20 protein-coding genes are annotated in these 19970 nt (G+C 68.3%); 7 read left to right on the forward strand and 13 right to left on the reverse strand.

Annotation, left to right across the window (positions count from 1 at the left end):
• On the forward strand, window positions 1–2068 hold a 2068-nt coding region (locus FBZ89_RS10670; protein WP_186457295.1), incomplete at its 5' end, for an autotransporter outer membrane beta-barrel domain-containing protein.
• A gap of 108 nt (window positions 2069–2176) precedes the next feature.
• Window positions 2177–2677 (forward strand): DUF2199 domain-containing protein, encoded by a 501-nt coding sequence (locus FBZ89_RS10675; RefSeq protein ID WP_145749964.1) that lies wholly within the window; start codon window positions 2177–2179, stop codon window positions 2675–2677.
• A gap of 10 nt (window positions 2678–2687) precedes the next feature.
• Here the strand turns inward: FBZ89_RS10675 and FBZ89_RS10680 are convergent, their stop codons facing one another.
• From FBZ89_RS10680 to thrC, 3 genes are read right to left on the reverse strand one after another with little or no spacing between them, the layout of a single operon-like run.
• Complete coding sequence (locus tag FBZ89_RS10680) at window positions 2688–3278, reverse strand: GNAT family N-acetyltransferase (RefSeq protein ID WP_004272455.1); 591 nt, start codon at window positions 3276–3278, stop codon at window positions 2688–2690.
• Between the two features lie 45 nt (window positions 3279–3323).
• Complete coding sequence (locus FBZ89_RS10685) at window positions 3324–4595, reverse strand: M16 family metallopeptidase (protein ID WP_145749965.1); 1272 nt, start codon at window positions 4593–4595, stop codon at window positions 3324–3326.
• On the reverse strand, window positions 4592–6013 hold the full coding sequence (thrC, locus tag FBZ89_RS10690) for a threonine synthase (RefSeq protein ID WP_145749966.1): 1422 nt from the start codon (window positions 6011–6013) through the stop codon (window positions 4592–4594). Before thrC ends, FBZ89_RS10685 begins: the two co-directional genes overlap by 4 nt.
• Before the next feature lie 333 nt (window positions 6014–6346).
• On the opposite strand from thrC, the gene FBZ89_RS10695 reads away from it, so the two are divergent.
• Window positions 6347–6910 (forward strand): hypothetical protein, encoded by a 564-nt coding sequence (locus FBZ89_RS10695; RefSeq protein WP_145749967.1) that lies wholly within the window; start codon window positions 6347–6349, stop codon window positions 6908–6910.
• Window positions 6907–7485 (forward strand): hypothetical protein, encoded by a 579-nt coding sequence (locus FBZ89_RS10700; protein WP_145749968.1) that lies wholly within the window; start codon window positions 6907–6909, stop codon window positions 7483–7485. The genes FBZ89_RS10695 and FBZ89_RS10700 overlap by 4 nt, the downstream gene beginning before the upstream one ends.
• A gap of 93 nt (window positions 7486–7578) precedes the next feature.
• Here the strand turns inward: FBZ89_RS10700 and FBZ89_RS10705 are convergent, their stop codons facing one another.
• From FBZ89_RS10705 to coxB, 8 genes are all read right to left on the reverse strand, one after another.
• A complete protein-coding gene (locus FBZ89_RS10705; RefSeq protein WP_145749969.1) occupies window positions 7579–8334 on the reverse strand; it encodes an SURF1 family protein in 756 nt (251 codons plus the stop codon).
• On the reverse strand, window positions 8331–8765 hold the full coding sequence (locus FBZ89_RS10710; RefSeq protein WP_342780605.1) for a DUF983 domain-containing protein: 435 nt from the start codon (window positions 8763–8765) through the stop codon (window positions 8331–8333). Before FBZ89_RS10710 ends, FBZ89_RS10705 begins: the two co-directional genes overlap by 4 nt.
• 38 nt (window positions 8766–8803) lie before the next feature.
• Entirely contained in the window at window positions 8804–9673 is an 870-nt protein-coding gene (locus tag FBZ89_RS10715; protein WP_040845183.1) for a cytochrome c oxidase subunit 3, read from the reverse strand.
• 186 nt (window positions 9674–9859) lie between these two features.
• Window positions 9860–10465 carry a cytochrome c oxidase assembly protein gene (locus FBZ89_RS10720; RefSeq protein WP_145749970.1) on the reverse strand — a complete coding sequence of 202 codons (606 nt, stop codon included), beginning with the start codon at window positions 10463–10465 and terminating at the stop codon, window positions 9860–9862.
• Window positions 10466–10603: 138 nt separating this feature from the next.
• Window positions 10604–10798, reverse strand: a complete 195-nt coding sequence (locus tag FBZ89_RS10725; RefSeq protein ID WP_211115187.1) for a hypothetical protein — start codon at window positions 10796–10798, stop codon at window positions 10604–10606.
• 44 nt (window positions 10799–10842) lie between these two features.
• A complete protein-coding gene (gene cyoE, locus FBZ89_RS10730; RefSeq protein WP_145749971.1) occupies window positions 10843–11754 on the reverse strand; it encodes a heme o synthase in 912 nt (303 codons plus the stop codon).
• A gap of 134 nt (window positions 11755–11888) precedes the next feature.
• Window positions 11889–13502, reverse strand: a complete 1614-nt coding sequence (gene ctaD, locus FBZ89_RS10735; RefSeq protein ID WP_145749972.1) for a cytochrome c oxidase subunit I — start codon at window positions 13500–13502, stop codon at window positions 11889–11891.
• A gap of 56 nt (window positions 13503–13558) precedes the next feature.
• The gene (gene coxB / locus FBZ89_RS10740; protein ID WP_145749973.1) at window positions 13559–14449 is read right to left on the reverse strand and encodes a cytochrome c oxidase subunit II; all 891 of its coding nucleotides are present in this window, start codon (window positions 14447–14449) and stop codon (window positions 13559–13561) included.
• 583 nt (window positions 14450–15032) lie between these two features.
• On the opposite strand from coxB, the gene tldD reads away from it, so the two are divergent.
• The 3 genes from tldD (at window position 15033) to FBZ89_RS10755 (ending at window position 17587) form a co-directional block, all read left to right on the forward strand.
• Window positions 15033–16466, forward strand: coding sequence for a metalloprotease TldD (gene tldD, locus FBZ89_RS10745; RefSeq protein WP_145749974.1), 1434 nt, complete (start codon window positions 15033–15035; stop codon window positions 16464–16466).
• A 39-nt stretch (window positions 16467–16505) separates the two neighbouring features.
• Window positions 16506–17090, forward strand: a complete 585-nt coding sequence (locus FBZ89_RS10750; RefSeq protein WP_186457296.1) for a DUF5655 domain-containing protein — start codon at window positions 16506–16508, stop codon at window positions 17088–17090.
• 155 nt (window positions 17091–17245) lie between these two features.
• Window positions 17246–17587 carry a hypothetical protein gene (locus FBZ89_RS10755; protein WP_145749976.1) on the forward strand — a complete coding sequence of 114 codons (342 nt, stop codon included), beginning with the start codon at window positions 17246–17248 and terminating at the stop codon, window positions 17585–17587.
• A gap of 140 nt (window positions 17588–17727) precedes the next feature.
• On the opposite strand, the gene FBZ89_RS10760 is transcribed toward FBZ89_RS10755, so the two are convergent.
• On the reverse strand, window positions 17728–19095 hold the full coding sequence (locus FBZ89_RS10760) for a glutamate--cysteine ligase (protein ID WP_145749977.1): 1368 nt from the start codon (window positions 19093–19095) through the stop codon (window positions 17728–17730).
• A gap of 66 nt (window positions 19096–19161) precedes the next feature.
• A complete protein-coding gene (locus FBZ89_RS10765) occupies window positions 19162–19953 on the reverse strand; it encodes a 16S rRNA (uracil(1498)-N(3))-methyltransferase (protein ID WP_145749978.1) in 792 nt (263 codons plus the stop codon).
• Window positions 19954–19970 lie beyond the last annotated feature (17 nt).

A 19970-nucleotide genomic window follows, 5' to 3' on the forward strand; every position in this document is an offset into this window, starting at 1 on the left:
GGGCGGCACTATCGCCCTGGGCGGCGGCAGCGCCACCCTAGGCACCATCGCCGGCGGCACCCTGACCCAGACCAGCGGTTCGGCCAGCCTGGGCACCATCTCGGGCGGCACCATCGCGCTGGCCGGCGGCAGCGCCGCCCTGGGCACCATCAGCGGCGGCACCCTGACCCAGAGCAATGGCTCGGCCAGCCTGGGCACCGTCTCGGGCGGCACTATCGCCCTGGGCGGCGGCAGCGCCACCCTAGGCACCATCAGCGGCGGCACCCTGACGCAAAGCACCGGGTCCACCATCGCCGGCACCACGGCGGTGCAGGTCCAGGGCGGCAGCCTGAACCTGGGCGGCACGGTGCAGGCGCCCCTGGCGGTCAACGGCGGCCTGGTGGCCCTGAACGGCACCGCCACCGGCCCCGTCACCGTGGGCAGCGACGGTACCCTGCGCGGGTCCGGCGTCATCACCGGGGCGGCCACCGTCGCCGGCGTGCTGCGCCCCGGCAACTCGCCCGGCACGCTGACCTTCACCGATGGGCTGACGCAAGGCGCGCAGTCGGTGCTGTCCATCGACATCGATGGCACGGGCACGGGCAAGGGGGCCGGCAACTACTCGCGCGTCCTGGTGACGGGCGGCAGCTACGTCATCGGCTCCGGCGCGGTGCTGCAGCCCAACCTGCGCGGCATGACGGGCAGCGCCAGCAACACCTACACCCCGGGCCTGGGCACGGACTTCACCATCGTGCAGGCGGCGGGCGGCGTGTCGGGCACCTTCGCCGGCATCACCCAGCCCGGCAGCGGGCTTCTGGCGGGCACGCAGTTCACGGCGCTGTACACCAGCAACGCCATCGACCTGTACGTCACCCCCACCTACGGCAACTTGGCCAGCATGGGGGCCAGCGCCAACCAGCAGACCATGGGCCGTGTGGTGGCGGGCCTGAGCAGCACCAGCAACGCCGACCTCACCGCCGTGCTGAAGGCCCTGTACGGCCTGCCCACGGTGGGCGCGTCCTTGGACGCCCTGGCGCAGATCGGGGGCAGCAGCCAGGCCAACATCGTGGCCTACAGCCTGAACCGCGGCTTGGCGGCCACTCAGGTGCTGGGCCAGCGCCTGGCGGCGGTGCGCGACGGCGTGGCGGGCGGCATGCAGGGCACGATGCAGGCCCAGTTGGTGGGCCGCACGCTCTACACCAGCATGGCTTCCAGCGGCGACGCCCCGCTGGTCGAGGACGAGCGTGGTGCGGCCGCCGGTTCGGCGCCGGAGGAGGGCTGGCACTTCTGGGCGCAGGGCCTGGGGGCGTTCACCCGCGTGGACAGCGACGGCAACGCCGCGGGCGGGCACAGCAACACCGGCGGCGGCCTGTTCGGCGGCGACCGCACGGTGGCGCCGGGCGTGACCGTGGGTCTGGCCGGCGTGCTGCTGCAGAGCACCTCGGGCGGGTCCAACGAGACCAGCAGCTACGGCCTGTCGGCCTACGGCAACGTGGATCTGGGCGACGGCCTGTTCGTCACCGGCAACGCCGGCTACACCTACGACCAGTACGACACGGCGCGGACCATGGGCTTCGGCGGCCTCAGCCGCACGGCCTTCGGCCACACCACCGGTGACGAATTGAGCGCCGGTGTCACGGCCGGCTACCGGGTGCGGGTGTCCAACCTGACGCTGGAGCCGCAGGCCGGCATCCAGTGGCTGAAGGTGGGCCGCGACGGCTTCACCGAGACGGGGGCCGGCGCCTTGAACCTGGTGCTGCAGGACCTGGACGCCACGGCGCTGCAGAGCAGCGTGGGCGGCCGCGCCTCGGCCAGCTGGAAGACGGACGGCGGCACGGTGATCACGCCGGCCCTGCGGGCGGCCTGGCTGCACGACTTCCGCGACCGGGCCCTGACCAGCCAGGCCGCGCTGGCCGGCACCACCTTCGCCGTGACCGGCCCCGACACCGGCGCCAACGCGCTGGGCATCGGTGGCGGCCTGACCCTGCAGGAAGGCAACAACCTGAACCTCTACGCCAACTATGACGGCACGCTCCGCCGGCATGAGACCGACCACGTCTTCACCGCCGGCTTCCGCCTCAGCTGGTAAGACGGGCTCAGGCTCATAAGTGACAACGGCCCGGGTGGCATCCACCCGGGCCGTTGCCATATCCTGGGGACACAACCGCGAGGGAAACGGGCGGCGAGGGAAACGGGCATGAGCGAGGCGTTCATCTGCAGTGTTTGCGGTCAAACCCATGAGGGCCTGCCCACCCAGTGGGCCTGGAAGCTGCCCGACGTGGTCTGGGCCATTCCCGAGGGCGATCGCGAGAGCGCCGCCGATTTCACCGAGGACGTCTGCGCCTACGACGGGCGCTTCTTCATCCGCTGCGTCCTGCCCATCCCCTTCACCCACCAGGCGGACTTCTTCGGCTGGGGCGTGTGGGCGGAGGTCGGGCGTTCGACCTTCCTGCGCTATCTGGATTTATACGAGGCGGACGGCAGCACGGAACCGCCGCTGCCCGGCACGCTGGCCAACGTCATCAGCCTCTACGGCACACCACTGGGACAGCCTGTGCTGATCCAGTTCGGCACCGCCAGCGAGCGGCCCATGCTGCGCCTCACCAACGACGACATGTCGCCGCTGGCGCGGGAACAGCGGGCAGGCATGGGCGCCGACCGCCACCATGAGATCCTGAAGGCGCTGGGGGCGCTCTAACTGGAACGCGCTAACCGCGCCAGTCGTCGCGCAGGATGCCGTACAGCACATGGTCGGCCCAGCGGCCGTCGATGCGCAGATAGCCCCGGGCATAGCCCTCGCGCACGAAGCCCACTTTTTCCAGCAGGCCCTGGCTGGGCTGGTTGGTGGGCAGGCAGGCGGCCTCCACCCGATGCAGGCCCAGCTGGCCAAAGGCGAAGCCCAGGCTGGCCTTGGCCGCCTCGCTGGTATAGCCGCGCCGGGCGTAGGGCTTGCCCACCCAATAGCCCATGGTGGCCATCTGGGCCACGCCCCGGCGCACATTGGACAGGCCGATGCCGCCCACCAGCCGGTCGCTGGAGCGCTCGAAGATCAAAAAGCTGTAGGCCTCGTCATTGCGCCATTCCGCCGTATGCCGGCGCACCCGGCGCAGAAAGGAAGAGCGCAGCAGGGCGTCGGCCGGCCAGGTGGGTTCCCACGGGGCCAGGAAGTCCCGGCTGCGTTCGCGCAGGTCGGCCCATTCCCGCCAATCCTTGACCTGGGCCGGGCGCAGGTAGACCTGCGGCCCGTCCAGGCGGATGGCCGGTGTGCTCAGGATATCGGCATGTAACAGCCGTATCACCGCCTCAAGCCCCTCCCTACCCCCATCGCCCCATCGTTACCGGCTTCAGTGGCCCAGCCGGGCCCTGATGCGGTCATACGATTCCAAACCGGCCAGCGGCCCCAGGGCCGTCACCACCGGCACGCTCTCCAACAGCCGGCGGGCGCACCGTTCCACGGCGTCCACGTCCACCGCGTTCACCCGGGCCAGCATCTCCGCCACCGGGACGGGGCGACCGTGGATCAGCATCTGCTGCCCCACCTGCTCGCACCGCGCCATGCTGCTTTCCAAGGCCATGACCAGGCTGGACTTCAGCTGGGCGCGGGCGCGCGCCACCTCATCCTCGCGGATGCTGCCCACCAGGTTGGCGACCTCGCCACAGACCACGGGCACCAGCTCCGCCACCTGTTCCGGCCCCGTGCCGGCATAGATGCCGAACAGGCCCGTCTCGGCGAAATGGCTGGCGAAGCTGTAGATGCTGTAGACCAGCCCCCGCTTCTCCCGCACCTCCTGGAACAGGCGGGACGACATGCCGCCGCCCAGCAGGGTGGACAGCACCTGCGTCGCGTAGTTGTCCTCGTGGTGGACGCCCACCGCCTCGAATCCCAGCACGACGTGGGTCTGTTCCAGGTCGCGCTCGTCACGGAAATCGCCGCAGTGATAGCTGGCCTTTTCGTGCGTCCAGTCCCGATGCTCCGGCAGGGCACCGAACATCTCGGCCGCCATGTCCACCATGCGGGCGTGCTCGATGCGGCCGGACGCCGCCACCACCATGGCCGGGCCGGAATAGTGCCCCTGGACGTAGGCGGTCAGGTCGTCGCGGCTGAGCCTCTCCACGATCTCCGGCAGGCCCAGCACGGGGCGGCCCAGCGCTTGGCCGGGGAAGGCCGTCGCCTGGAAATGGTCGAAGATGATGTCGTCGGGCGTATCCTCGGCCTGGCCGATCTCCTGCAGGACGACCGTACGCTCCTTGACCAACTCGTCGGCGTCCAGACTGGCGTGCTGCACCATGTCCGCTACGATGTCCAGGGCCAGGCCCGCGTCCTCCTTCAGCACCTTGCCGTAATAGGCCGTGTGCTCCCGCGTGGTATACGCGTTCAGGTGCCCCCCCACGTCCTCGATCTGCTGGCTGATCTGATAGGCGTCGCGCTTGGGCGTGCCCTTGAACAGCATGTGCTCCACCAGGTGGGCGACGCCGTTGACCTCGGGCGCCTCGTCCCGGGTGCCGACACCGACCCAGACGCCCAGCGACACCGTCTCCACCCCGGCCATGCTGTCGGTGACGACGCGCAGGCCGTTGTCCAGCGTAGTGACCTGGATTCCGCCCCCGTCGCTCATCGGGCGGCTCCCGTGACGCGGGATTTGGAGCGCACGAAGGCTTTCACGGCCTCGACGTCGTTGGGCAGCACGGACACCCGCTCCTCCCGTTCATAAAGGTCGGCCAGATGGCGGGGCAATGGCGGATGCACGCCGGTGGCGGCCTTGACCGCGTCCGGGAACTTGGCCGGATGGGCGCAGGCCAGCGACACCAGCGGCACCTCGGCCGGCACGGTGCCGGCGGCGCGGGCCTGGGCGGCGGCATGCACGCCCACGGCCGTGTGCGGGTCCAAGAGGTAACCCGTGGTCTCGAACACCCGGCGCATGGTTTCCGCCGTCTCACGCTCATCGGCGCGGAAGCCGTCGAACAGGCCCCGCGCCTCGGCCAGCTGACGCTCATCCACCGTGAAGCGGCCGCTGGCGGCGAAGCCGTCCATCACGCCCGTCACGGCGGTACCGTCGCGGCCCAGCAGGTCGAACAGCAGGCGTTCGAAGTTGCTGGACACCTGGATGTCCATGCTGGGGCTGATGGTGGGGACCACGCCGTTGGTGGCCATGGTGCCGGACTGGAAGAAGCGGGTCAGGATGTCGTTGCTGTTGGTGCCCACCACCAGGCGCTGGATAGGCAGGCCGAGGGCCCGGGCGCCGTAGGCGGCATAGACGTTACCGAAGTTGCCGGTGGGAACGGAGAAGGCCACCGGCCGGTCCGGCGCGCCCAGGGCCACACCCGCCGCCACGTAGTACACCACCTGGGCCAGGATGCGGGCCCAGTTGATGGAGTTGACGGCGGAGATGTTCAGCTCATCGCGGTAGGCCTGGTCATTGAACAGGGCCTTCACGATGGCCTGGCAGTCGTCGAAGGTCCCTTCCAACGCCACGTTGTGCACGTTGGGCGACAGCACGGTGGTCATCTGCCGGCGCTGCACTTCGGACGTGCGGCCCCTGGGGTGCAGGATGACGATGTCCACCAGCTCACGATCCCGGCAGGCCTCGATGGCGGCCGAACCGGTATCGCCCGAGGTGGCGCCCACCACGGTGATACGACGGCCGCGCTTGGCCAGCACATGGTCGAACAGGCGGCCCAGCAGCTGCAGCGCCACGTCCTTGAAGGCCAGGGTGGGGCCGTGGAACAGTTCCAGCACCCAATCCTCCTGCCCCAGCTGGGTCAGGGGGGTGACGGCGGCGTGGGCGAAGCTGCCATAGGCGTCATGCACCAGGGCGCGCAGCTCATCCTGGGAAATGGCGCCGCCCATGAAGGGGGCCATCACGCGGGTGGCCAGCTCGCCATAGCTGAGGCCGCGCAGGGCGCGCAAGGCGCTGGCGTCGAAGGCCGGCCAGGCCGCCGGCACATACAGGCCGCCGTCACGGGCCAAGCCCGCCAGTAGCGCATCCTCAAAGCCCAAGGCCGGCGCCCGGCCCCGCGTGCTGATATAATCCACCCTAGGCATCCATCCCTTGGCTCAACGCGAACCCCTACAGTAGCCAGTGGCGCCAAGGTCCCGCAAGCCCGCCAGCCCGCCATGGAAACATGGGTGATTCGCATGGGAAGACCAGCGGCGTGTCAAGGCCCCGGCGAGGCGTTCCAGGACATCTGATTTTCCCTGAAATGACACTTGGAAACCGCCTCCGGTTGCGCTGCAATAGAATCGACGGTCGGGGCTTGGCTCCGCCGTTCAATAGCAACATTCCCCGCCAGGATGGACCGGACGAGGCATCGTTCCGGAACGCCGTGGGGTCTTCGAGATGGGGCGTTCCGCGGCACCATGGGGCTGATGCACGCGATCATGCTGGCCGGCACCCTGGCGGTGGTGGCGGGCCTGATCATCCTGGTTCTGGGCAAGTTGGGCGAGGCGGCGGTGGAGCGCCAGCCGGACTTCCGCCATGCCCTCAGCCGCCTGCCCCTGGGTGCCCAGATCGAGAATCGGCTGGAGGGGCGCGAGGCGGAGCTGCGCGCCGAGTTGACAACCCTGCAGGGCGCCTTGGGCGAAGTGCGCCGCCGCCGCTACGCCCTGGACAAGGACCTGGAAGACGCGCGCCGCAGCGCCCAGGCCCCGGTGCGCGTGGTGGGGCGTGAGGACGCCGGCCTGAACCGCTTCGTCGCCTGGATGGTCAACCGCCTGGTACAGCAGGCCCAAGGCGACACCAAGACCGCCGTGGCGCTGGACCCGGAATGGGCCGGCCCGCAGATGATCGAGGTGTGGTCGGAGAACCTGGCCGACGCCCGCCGCGACCTGCAGCGCTATTTTCCCGCCCCTCTGGGCTATGTGCTGCTGAGCATCCAGCTGGCCAACAGCGGCAAGGCCGACGCGGCCGCGCAGAAGGAGAGCACGGCATGATCGCCCTGATGCTGACCCTGCTGGCCGTGGTGGTCACCGCGGGCCTGACCGGGGAACGCGCCTGGACCCGCGTCAGCGAGGCCAAGACCCGCCGTCGCCAAGCCTTGACCCGTCGGCGGGAACAAAGCCAGCGCATCCGCCGCCTGGCGCGCGCCACCTACAGCCTGAAGCAGCAACGCCGCCACATCCAGCTGACCATGGAGACATTGCAGGACGAATGCGCGCGGCTGGAGCAGGACATCAAGCGCATCGCCCGCCCGGAAAACCGCATCTTCGTGCTGGAGGAGCGCCGCAACCCCGCCGACGCCGCCTGGATCGCCACGGTGGAGGTGGGCGGCACCGTCGCCGACAGCGCCCCGCCCGCCGCCGTGCCCTGGCAGCGCCGCCGCTTCCTGCTGTGGGCCGGCGATGATGAGGGCGCCCGGGCCCGCCTGGAACGCCGCTTCCCCCATGGCAGCGGCTTCCGGGTCAGCCAGCTGATGCTGCGCCCCAGCCACGCCGCGGTACCGCCGGCCGCCGGCACCGGCGGGCTGGAAACGCGGGCGGAAAAGGCGGCCCGGCTGGCGGCCGGTTGATTCGCTGCTGAAGCGCCGGCGGAGCACGGTCGGGGGCGGATCACCGCCCTTCCGGTTTTCCCCGGACCTGACGGATACCGCAACTGCGCCGTTTCAATCCGTCTCCACCCGGCTGAAGCGCAGGTAGGCGATGACCGCCAGGGCCACGGCCAGGCAGTACCAGGTGAGGGCGTACTGCAGATGGTCGTTGGGGACGGTGACGCGGGTCTGGCCGCCCACGGGGAAGCCACCGGGGTTGGGGGTGGCGCCGGCCTCCACCACCACAGGCTCCGGCACCTCGGTCCCCGCCTTGGCCGCCATGGCGGGCAGGTCGTACCACAGCCAGAAATTGTCGTTCACCAGGTTGTCCGGCTGCATCCAGCCGCGCGGCGGCGGCACGCGGGCCACCCCGTCCACCGTCACCTCGCCTTCCAGCTGGCCTTCCGGCCGGCGCGCCGGGTCCTTGCCCTGGGTGGGAACCCAGCCGCGGTCGACCAGCACCACGCCGCCGCCATCCGCCCGCACGAAGGGCGTGACGACGTCATAGCCGGGGGCACCCTTTAGGGAGCGGGCGCCCAGGTACAGCTCATGATCGTTCAGGAAATGGCCGGTGAGGGTCACCCGGCGGTAATCCCAGGCCTTGGGGTCATCGATCTTGGCCGGCAGTTCGGTGGGGGCGGCCGCCATCTGCTGCTGGATGTGGTCCAGGATGCCCTGCTTCCAGAACAGGCGCTGCACCTGCCAAGTGCCTAGGCCCGCCATGAACAGGATGGCGCCGCCAGCCACCAAGCCGCCCCAGAAGGTGGGCCGGAAACGCCGGCGCCCCTTCGACACGGGGCCCGGGGCGGAAACGGTGGAAGAAGAAGTCATGCGCCGGAATTCCTATCGCTGTCGGGATCGCCCGCTTCGGGGGCGTTGTTCCCAGGGATCGCGTCATCCTCGCCGAACTCGGCCCGGCGGTAGCGGTACTGCAGGGCGAACACCACGCCCTTGGCCGGGCGCAGCAGGCCCAGCGTGCCGCCCAGGATGACCACGCCCCACACCAGGGCGGTCAGCCATAGGGGCCAGTCCACCCGCATGGACACCATCAGCGCGACGGGTACGATGACGAAACCCAGGATGAAGATCAGGAAGACGGCCGGGCCATCGCCGCTGTCGCCCCGGGCCAGTTCCAGGCCGCAGACGGGGCAACGCTCCGCCACGGTGAGGAAGCCCACGAACAAATCGCCCCGACCGCAGCGGGGACACTTGCAGCGCAAGCCCGCCAGGATCGGGGCGACGGTGGAGGCATCAGGTTCCAAGGTTCATTTCCGTCAGGAACGGAACGGCGGTCCCGGCGTCAGTGCGGGATCACGCCGCGCGGCGTGGAACCCCACCAGTAAATGCTGACGAACAGGAACAGCCAGACCACGTCCACGAAGTGCCAGTACCAGGCCGCCGCCTCGAAACCGAAGTGGCTCTTGGGCGTGAAATGGCCGGCGCGAGTGCGGAAGAAACAGACGATCAGGAAGATCGTTCCGACGATGACATGGAAGCCGTGGAAACCGGTCGCCATGAAAAAGGCCGAGGTGTAGGCGTTCTGGGCGAAGCCGAATTCGGCGTGCATATACTCGTAAGCCTGGAAGCAGGTGAACAGCAGGCCCAGCAGGATGGTAAAGCCCAGGGCCCTGGCCGCCTCCTTGTTGCGGCCCTCAACCAGCGCATGGTGGGCCCAGGTGACCGTGGTGCCCGACAGCAGCAGGATGACGGTCATCAGGATGGGCATGTCGAAGGGGTTGACCGGCTCGATCCCCTTGGGCGGCCAGACGCCGCCATTGGCGGCGACGCGGCCGATCTGCTGCGCCTCGTTGAAGTAGATGCTGGTGTCGAAGAAGGCCCAGAAGAAGGCGACGAAGAACATCACCTCGGACGCGATGAACAGCGTCATGCCGTAGCGCAGGCCGATCTTCACCACCGGGGAGTGCAGCTTGCGCACCACCGATTCGCCGATGACATCGCGCCACCAGGCGAACATGACGCCGAGCACGCCCAAGAAGCCGACGATGGCCAGGATCCAGCCATGGCCATGCATGCCCAGCACGGCGCCGCTGGTCAGCAGGCCCGCCGCGACGGAGGCGACCAAGGGCCAAGGGCTGGGGTCCACCAGGTGGTAGGGCTGCTTTATGCCCTCAGAATTTCCGGGCGCGGAGTTAGCCTGGACATCAGCCATGTTCTTGTTTCCCTCGGATCAAAACAACGCGGTGGTCGTCAGATAACGGCGGACATTGCCGCCCCGGTCCTTATTCGTGCCCTCCCTGATCCCCCGCATTGGGGAGACTGGACACCCCCTTGGTAAACGTTCCTGCCCCGCCCGTCCAGAGGTTGTGCGGCTTTGAGGCCATTGCCCGGCTATGCTTCAGCCGCCCGGACGCGCTTTGGCGGCCTGGTCCTGCACGGCCGCCGCCGTCTGGTCGGCCGCCAGGAAGAAGGTGTAGGACAGGGTGATGGTGGCCACGTCCTTCATGTGCGGGTCGTCGGCCAACGCGGGATCGACAAAGAAGGTCACGGGCATGTCCAGTTCCTGCCCCGGCTCCAGCCGCTGGCGGGTGAAGCAGAAGCACTGGATTTTGTTGAAATAAATGCCGGCCTTGTCGGGCGTGACGTTGAAGGTGGCGGTGCCCACCAGCGCCTTGTCCGACAGATTCTTGGCGTGGTAACGGATCTCCCGCACCTCCCCCAGCTTGACCTGCACGGCATTCTGAAGGGGGCGGAATTGCCAAGGCAATTCGCGGTTCACTTCGGCATCGAAACGAACGGTGACGGTGCGGTCCACCACACGGTCGGCACCCCTTTCCGCCACCTGCGTCGTGCCGCCGAAGCCGGTGGCCTTGCAGAACACCCGGTAGAGCGGCACGGCGGCGAAGCTGAGCCCCACCATGCCGGCCACGATGGTCAGCGCGCCCACCAGCATGCGCCGGTTGCGCCGGGCCAGGTCGGGCCGCGCGGGCGGGGTCTGGGCCATCAGACTCTGGGGGGAATCGGGACCTGGGGTGTCAGCCAACCTGTCGCCTCCCTGGCTTTGACGACGCCCTTCCGGTGGGCGGGCCGTCCTTGCGCGCCGATGGCGGGTTCGCCCGCCGAATTCTTATTGGGAAAGGGGTCACTGACCCTGCGCGTGCAGCCCCATGCGCACGATGGCCACGATATAGATCAATGCCACGAAACCCAGCAGCGAGAAGAATAGCGCCAGGTTCTTGCCACGCTGGCGGCGCGCCCGCTCCGCCGCGTCGAGGACGGGCTCAGGCGCGGAGGAGGTGCCAGCGGGAGTACCGGTGGGATTGATGGTGTTGGCCATGCGGTCAGGGTTCCTATGCGGAGGGGCCCTCTCAGGCGAGGGCGTCAGGCCACAAGCTTCTCACCGATCAGGATGGCGAGCAGCAGGAAAAGGTAGAGGATGGAATAGGCGAACATCTGCTTGGCGGCACGATAGGTCTTGTCCAGCATGACCCGCACGGCGCAGAGGATGAACAGCAGGCTGAGCACCGTGGCGCCCACCAAGTAGGCGATACCGCCCACGCCGAACCAGTGGGGGGCGATGGCGATGGGCAGCAGCAGCAGGGTGTAGACCAGCATCTGGCGCTTGGTGGCGGCCTCGCCCGCCACCACGGGCAGCATGGGCACGCCGGCGCGGCTGTAATCGCCACTGCGGAACAGGGCCAGCGCCCAGAAATGGGGCGGCGTCCAGAAGAAGATGAGGCAGAACAGCAGCACCGGGCCAATGCTGACGTCGCCGGTCACCGCCGCCCAGCCGATCATGGGCGGGAAGGCGCCGGCCGCCCCGCCGATGACGATGTTCTGCGGCGTGCGGCGCTTCAGCCACATGGTGTAGATGAAGACGTAGAAGGCGTTGGCCACACCCAGGATGGCGGCGGCCACCCAGTTGACCGCCAGGCCCATCAGCAGGACCGACGCCACGGACAGCACGACGCCGAAGGCCAGCGCCTCATCCGGGTTGACCTTGCCCTGGGGGATGGGCCGGCCACGGGTGCGCTCCATGACGGCGTCGATGTCGCGGTCGTACCACATATTGATGGCGCCGGCGGCGCCGGCACCCACGGCGATGCACAGCAGGGCCACCACCGCCAGGACCGGGTGCAGGGTGCCGGGCGCCACCACCAGGCCGGCCAAGCCGCTGAACACCACGAGCGACATGACCCGGGGCTTCAGCAGGGCGATGTAGTCGGCCACACTCCCCGGCAGGCTGGCGGCCTGGACGGGGGCGGTCTGGCCTTCGAAGGCGGTATCGGTCATCTGTCTTCGCATCTCATCCGACGTCGTCGGCTCCATGCGGGGAACCGATGGCGTCTTTAATCAGGCAAAACCGCGCGGGAAGCCACCCCTCCCGCGCGGTCGTCGCCTATGCACCCGGTGCCACCCTCAGCACCTTACTTGATGCGGGGCAGAACCTCGAACTGGTGGAACGGCGGCGGGCTGGACAGCGTCCACTCCAGCGTCGTCTCACCGGTATTCCAGTAGTCGGCGCCGACGCGCCGGCCGAACATCAGGGTATAAAGGGCCATCACGACGAAGAACAAGGTGGAGCCGAAGGAAATGTAGGCCCCGATGGACGAGATCTGGTTCCACATGTGGAACGCGTCCGGATAGTCCGGGATGCGGCGCGGCATGCCCTGCAGGCCCAGGAAGTGCTGGGGGAAGAAGATCAGGTTCACGCCGATGAAGGTGGTCCAGAAGTGCAGGTGGCCCGCCCATTCCGGATGCTCCCGGCCCGACATCTTGCCGATCCAGTAGTAGTAGCCGGCGAAGATGGCGAACACGGCACCCAGGCTCAGCACGTAATGGAAGTGCGCGATGACGTAGTAGGTGTCGTGCAGCATCACGTCCAGGCCGCCGTTGGCCAGCACCACGCCGGTGACGCCGCCCACGGTGAACAGGAAGATGAAGCCGATGGCCCAGACCATGGGCGGCTTGAACTCGATGGAGCCGCCCCACATGGTGGCGATCCAGGAGAAGATCTTAACGCCCGTGGGCACGGCGATGATCATGGTCGCCGCGGTGAAGTAGGCGCGGGTATCGACATCCAGGCCCACGGTGAACATGTGGTGCGCCCAGACGATGAAGCCGACCACGCCGATGGCGACCATGGCGTAGGCCATGCCCAGGTAACCGAACACCGGCTTGCGCGAGAAGGTGGAGATGATCTGGCTGATGATGCCGAAGGCCGGCAGGATCATGATGTACACTTCGGGATGGCCGAAGAACCAGAACAGGTGCTGGAACAGCAGCGGGTCGCCGCCGCCGGCCGGGTCGAAGAAGTGGGTGCCGAAGTTGCGGTCGGCCAGCAGCATGGTGATGGCGCCGCCCAGCACGGGCACGGCCAGCAGCAGCAGGAAGGCGGTCACCAACATCGACCAAACGAACAGCGGCATCTTGTGCAGGGTCATGCCCGGCGCCCGCATGTTGAAGATGGTGGTGATGAAGTTGGCGGCACCCAGGATGGAGGATGCGCCCGCCAAGTGCAGGGCGAAGATCCCCATATCGACCGAGGGGCCGCTGTGTCCCACGGTGGAGGACAGCGGCGGGTAGATGGTCCAGCCGGTGCCGGCGCCGGGCCCGATCAGCGAGGACGAGACCAGCAGCAGGAAGGCCGGGACCAGCAGCCAGAAGCTGATGTTGTTCAGGCGCGGGAAGGCCATGTCCGGCGCGCCGATCATCAGCGGCACGAACCAGTTGCCGAAGCCGCCGATGACGGCGGGCATGACCACGAAGAACACCATGATCAGGCCGTGGGCGGTGATCAGCACGTTCCATTGCTGGCCGATGTCGGCCGACAGGTGGTTCAGGATCTGGATGCCCGGCTCCTGCAGTTCCATGCGCATGATCACCGAGATGGCGCCGCCGATGAGGCCGGCGATCACGGAGAAGATGAGGTAGAGCGTGCCGATGTCCTTGTGGTTGGTCGAGAACAACCACCGCTTCACGAACCCGGGCTTATGGTCGTGATGCGCGTCGTGAGCCGTATCGTGGGCTGCGTGCGCCATAATTCCAGTTCCCCTCGTTTAATCTCAGGCGGGGTTAAATGTCAGACGGGGCCAACTCAGCGCGCGGCGCCATTGTCCGTCGCCAGGGCGGTCTTGGTGGCCCCTTTCGCTGCTTCGAGAGACGCGAGGAATTCGCGGCCCGCGTCGATGCCGGCGGTCTTGGTCTTCTCGGCCCAGGCCTTGTAGTCCTCCTTGCTGACTGCATGGACGACGATGGGCATGAAGCCGTGGTTGGTGCCGCAGATCAGGGTGCACTGGCCGTAGAAGGTGCCTTCGGTGCTGGCCTGCAGCCAGGTCTCGTTGATGCGGCCGGGCACGGCGTGCAGTTGCACGCCCAGCGAGGGCACGTACCAGGAGTGGATGACGTCCGCACCGGTCAGCAGCAGGCGGACGGGCGTGCCCACGGGCACCACCATCTCGTTGTCCACCGTCAGCAGGCGGGGCTGGCCCGGCTTCAGGTCGCTATCGGAGACGATGTTGCTGTCGAAGGAGATGTCGTTGTTGTCCGGGTATTCGTAGGACCAGTACCACTGGTGGCCGGTGATCTTCACCGTCATCTCGGGATTGGGCGTGCGGTCGCCGTAGTAGAGGACGCGGAAGGACGGCACGGCCACGATCACCAGGATCAGCACCGGCACCACGGTCCACGCCACCTCCAGCAGGGTGTGGTGGCTGGTCTTGGACGGGACGGGGTTCGCGCGCCTGTTGAAGCGCACCATCACCGTCAGCAGCAGCAGCGACACGAAGGCGACGATGCCGATGATGATGTAGAGCAGCAGGGTGTGGAAATTCTCCAGCTGCACCGCCACGGGCGAGTAGGCATGCTGCATGCCCAGCTTGCCCGCCTCGGGCAGGCTCACCACCGGGTCGGCCAGCGCCACCGAAGCGCGCCCCGCCAGGGCCGTCAAAAGGGCCGCGAAGGCGGCGGCGTTCTTGCGTACGGACATCCCTTACCACTCTCTCGTTGCCGGGGACGCGCGACACGTCCCACCCGAAGATTGTCCTGGTGACCCACGCCGGCCCACACGCCCCCTGTTCAGGCGCCGCACCGAACGCGGGATGCCGTCCCATCCTCCCGTTTATTATGGGGGCCCGTCCTTGATCGACCTGCCCCCTCCCCCACCTCCCGTTGCGGCGGGACGAAGCGGCGACGGCGTCGGCTATCGGGGCACCTGTCCGGGAGTTTAGACCCAGCATCGCAAGCGCCCCCGATGGTTAAGGGACACCTGCATCGTGGCAGACCATAACGTTCCCAATCCTTGACGTAAAGCGGACAACGCGTCCCAGCGCATACCGTTGGGCGCACAGACCCGCCCGCCGGACCCGCCAGGGTGGCGCAAAAGCCGCCCGGCGCTACAGCCTTGGCGTGCTTGAGGATTCCCGATCCCATCCACCCTTGCTTTCGAAGGGCGGCCTTTCCCCTGGCGATGGCGGCATCGACGCGCCATGTTATGGGGGACACGCCCCGCCGGGGCGGCCGGCCCCGCCGCCGCCCCGGCTTTTCGGCCCGTTCCTTGGAGTTTCGCGACCATGAGCCTGCTCGCCCAGACCGACGATCTGTTTTTCACCCGGGCCGGACTGGACCGCGCGCGCACCGAATCGATCGTTGCCGACGCGCTCAAGGGCGGCGACGATGGCGAGCTGTTTCTGGAGTACGCCCAGTCCGAAGGCGTGTTCTGGGATGACGGCAAGCTGAAGAGCGCCAGCTTCGACACCACCCAGGGCTTCGGCCTGCGCTCCGTCGCTGGGGAGACCACGGGCTTCGCCCATGCCTCCACCCTGACGGAGGAGGCGCTGAAGCGCGCGGCCGCCACCGTGCGCACGGTACAGGCCGGCCATGGCGGCACCTATGCCGAGCCGCCGGTGGGCACCAACCGCGCCCTCTACGCCGCCGACAACCCCTTGGCCATCGTGCCGTTCGAAGCCAAGGTGAAGCTGCTGGCCGACATCGACGCCTATGCCCGGGGCCGCGACCCGCGCGTGCGCCAGGTCAGCGCCAGCCTGACCGGCGAGTGGCAGGCCGTGCAGATCATCCGCGCCGACGGCCACCGCGTGGCCGACATCCGCCCCCTGGTGCGCCTGAACGTCTCCGTCGTCGTCGGCGAGGGCGACCGCATGGAGGCCGGCAGCTTCGGCGCCGGCGGCCGCCTGGCTTATGAGCGCTACATGCAGCCGGAAACCTGGCGCCACCATGTCGACGAGGCCCTGCGCCAGGCCCTGGTCAACCTGGCCGCCGTGCCAGCGCCGGCGGGCGAGATGCCCGTGGTGCTGGGGCCGGGCTGGTGCGGCGTGCTGCTGCACGAGGCCATCGGCCACGGGCTGGAGGGCGACTTCAACCGCAAGGCCACCTCCGCCTTCTCCTCCCTCATCGGGCAGCGCGTGGCCGCCCCCGGCGTCACCGTGGTGGACGACGGCACGCTGGAGGGGCGGCGTGGTTCCATCACCGTGGATGACGAGGGCACGCCCAGCCAGTGCAACACCCTGATCGAGGACGGCATCCTGGTCGGCTACATGCAGGACCGCATGAACGCCCGCCTGATGGGGGTGAAGCCCACGGGCAACGGCCGCCGCCAGGGCTTCAGCAGCGTGCCCATGCCGCGCATGACGAACACCATGATGCGCTCCGGCAACCGAACCAAGGAGGAGATCCTGGCCTCGGTGAAGCGCGGGCTGTACGCCGTGAACTTCGGCGGCGGACAAGTGGACATCGTGTCCGGCAAGTTCGTCTTCTCCGCCTCAGAAGCCTATCTGATCGAGGACGGCAAGATCGGCCCATCGGTGAAGGGCGCCACCCTGATCGGCAACGGCCCGGACGCCCTGACCAAGGTCACCATGATCGGCGATGACAGCTGCCTGGACGAAGGCATCGGCGTCTGCGGCAAGCAGGGGCAGAGCGTGCCGGTGGGCGTGGGCCAGCCCACCCTGCGAATCGACGGCCTGACCGTCGGCGGCACGGCGGCCTGATCCAGACTGGGTATGGGGCGGCGCCAAAGGGGGGCGGCCATGGGCAAGAGCCCGGACGAGATGATGGCCGCCATCCTGCGCAACCTGCCGGCCAAGACCGGCCGGGACGCGGGCGCCTGGACCGCCCTGATCAAGGCGGACGGGCCGGCCGAGCCTAAGGCCTGCGCCCGCTGGCTGAAGCAGGCCCACGGCCTGGGCGGCGCCACCGCCCAGGTGCTGGCGGCCCACGCCCTGGGCGGCATCCATGACCTGACACCGGAACAGCGGCTGGACAAGCTGTATGAGGGGCGGGAAGCCCTGCGCCCCATCGGCGACCGGCTGACCGCCCTGGCCCTGGGCCTGGGCGCGGATGTCACCAACACCGTGCTGTCCACCATGGTGTCCTTCAGCGCAGGGCTGAAGTTCGCGGAAGCCAAGCCGGCGGGTAAGGGCCGACTCGACCTGGGCCTGGCCTTGGGCCGGGAGCCCCTGCCCCCAAGCGCCGTTCCCCTGACACCGGTCAAGACGGCCGACGCCAGCGACCGCATCACTTACCGCATCCCCTTGGCCTCGGTGGATGACATCACCGAGGAGGTCGCCGTCTGGCTGGCGCGTGCCCATGCCCGTGTCACGACCCGCGACTGAATCGACAGACGCCTCCTCCGTCCGTGCCCCGGCACCCGGGGGCAGCACGGACGAATAAGGCGCCAAGTGAAACCCGTCCGGAATGCCGCCACGTTAGGAGATCTTTGCGTATTTTAGCCATTCCTACGGCCTGGATGCGTCAGACGCGGGGCTGGATGGAAACCGGTATCAATTTTGCAACGCTTCCGGTCAAAAGACCGGTTGCCCACATCGCCGCAGTGCGCATAAATCCATTTGTTGCATCGTTGACATCAAACGGAGTTTTTATGCGTAACTATCAGTTATTGGCAGCAACTTTTGGTCTCGCCTTGCTCGCAGCCGGTTGCCAGACCCAACCGGATACCGCCCAGACGGCGAATGCCGCACCCAAAGCCGCCACCCAGCAGCGGTGCGTGAACACGGGCAGCCGCTTGGCCGGCAATTGCAACGACGTCGGCCATGCCGACCCCAAGGACGTGCTGAATCGTCCGTCGGGCACCAGGGTTCCCGGGTCGTAAGACCTCGGGATCAACCGGCAGGAAGGACGCCACCGGTCTTCGGGGGAAGCCCGATGGCGCCGATAATGGGGAGGAATCCCCGGCCAGAAGCTGGGGCAAATAGAACACGTGGGGCACCAAGGTCCGTTGAACGGCCGGCCTCAGTACGCGTATTCCGCGTAGACGCGATCGATATCGCCGCCCCATTCCCCATTGAATTTGTTCAGCAGTTCCGTGGCCGGCGAAACGCCGCTGTCCACAATGGCCTGCAGCGCGTCCAGGAAGTGGCTTTCGTTGTCGCCCATGCCGGCCAGACGCGCCCGGTTGTCCAGGCCGCTGCGCGAGATGGCCACCGTCTGGCGCGCGAGGTCCAGGACGGTGCCCTTGCGGAAGGGCGTGTCGAGGCCCAGGCGGGGCACGTTGTTGCGCAGCTGCGCCCGCTCCTCCTCCGTCCAGTCCTTGATCATGTCCCAGGCGGCGTCCAGCGCCGTGGTGTCGTACAGCAGGCCCACCCACAGGGCCGGCAGGGCACACAGCCGGGCCCACGGGCCACCGTCCGCGCCACGCATCTCCAGGAAGCGCTTCAGCCTCACCTCCGGGAACAGGGTGGTCAGGTGGTCCACCCAGTCGGTGATCAGCGGCCGCTCACCCGGCAGGGCCGGCAGCTCACCCTTGAGGAAGGCGCGGAAATCCTGGCCCGAGGCGTCGATGTACTGGCCATCGCGATAGACGAAGTACATGGGCACGCCCAGCGCGTGGTCGGCGTAGCGCTCGAAACCGAAGCCGTCCTCGAACACGAAGGGCAGGTCGCCGCAGCGGTCGGGGTCGGTATCCGTCCACACATGGCTGCGCAGGCTCTGGAAGCCGTTGGGCTTGCCTTCCTTGAAGGGGCTGTTGGCGAACAGGGCCGTGGCGATGGGTTGCAGCGCCAGGCTGACCCGGAACTTCTTCACCATGTCGGCTTCGGAGCTGTAATCCAGGTTGACCTGCACGGTCGACGTGCGGGTCATCATGTCCAGGCCCATGGTGCCCTTCTTGGGCATGTAGTCGCGCATGATGCGGTAGCGGCCCTTGGGCATCCACGGAATGTCCTCCCGCTTCCACTTGGGATTGAAGCCCAGGCCGATCATGCCGATGCCGAGGTCGGCGCCGATGGCGCGCACCTGGGCCAAGTGCTCCGACACCTCGCCACAGGTCTGGTGGATGGTGCAGAGCGGCGCGCCGGACAGTTCGAACTGCCCACCCGGCTCCAGCGTGATGCTGGCCTGGCCCTTGGTCAGGGCGATGATGTTCTCGCCCTCCTTGACCGGGGTCCAGTCGTAGCGGGTCGCCATCTCGGACAGGATGCGGCCGATGCCCTGCTCGCCCTCATAGGGCAGCGGGCGGTTGTCGCCCAGGCGGAAGGCGAACTTCTCGTGTTCCGTGCCGATGCGCCAGGCATCCGCCGGCTTGTTGCCCTGTTCCAGGTATTCGACCAGCTCGCGGCGGTCGGTGATGGGGGCACCCGGGCTCTTCGGCGGCGCAGACATCAGGTCGGTCCTTCTTTACAAGGCTTGGGTATAAGGCGCGGGCGGGGGCCAAGAACAGGCTGGCATTCAACGGAATGGCGGACGCGCGTCCTGCCCTGGGGCGGCGGTCCAGTCGCCCGCCAGCGCCTGCCACAGGGCAAGCACAGCGAAAGCGGCCGTGTCCGCCCGCAGAATGCGTGGACCCAGTCCTACCGGGACAACAAAAGGTGTTTTGGCAAGCTGGTCAAGCTCACCGGGATGGAGGCCCCCCTCCGGTCCCACAAGGAACGCCGCCGGGCGCCCCGACGCAGTAGCCGCCGTCACAGCCGTGGCCAGGGGCTGGGCCGCGCCCGTCTCCGCCGCCACGAACAGGGTGCGATCCCGGGTCAGGGGGTTGGCGGGCCAGCCGGCCAGAACGGCCGACAGCTCGGCCAGCGGATCGACCACGGGCACGGATAGCCGCTCGCACTGTTCCGCCGCCTCCACCGCGTTGGCGCGCAGGCGGTCCAGGTTCACCCGCGGCACATCGCCCCGGCGGGTCAGCACGGGGCAGAGGCGGGCCACGCCCAGCTCCGTCGCCTTCTCCACCACGTACTCGGTGCGGCCCCCCTTCAGCGGCGCGAACAGCAGCCAGACGTCCGGCACCGCCACCGGCGCCCGGGTCTGTTCCAGCAAGGTGATGGTGCCGCCCGACTTGGTCAGCGCCGATATCTCCCCCAGCCATTCGCCACCGGCCTCGTTGAAGGCCAGCAGCCGGTCACCGGGCGCCTGGCGCAGCACGCCACGCAAATAGTGCGCCTGGTCGCCCGACAGCGGCGCCGACTGGCCGGCGGCCAAGGGCGTGTCGACATGCAGGCGGGTGCGGGGGCGGTCGGCCATGGGATCGGTCGCGGAGA

The organism is Nitrospirillum amazonense (genome assembly GCF_007828045.1).
Classification (GTDB): domain Bacteria; phylum Pseudomonadota; class Alphaproteobacteria; order Azospirillales; family Azospirillaceae; genus Nitrospirillum; species Nitrospirillum amazonense_C.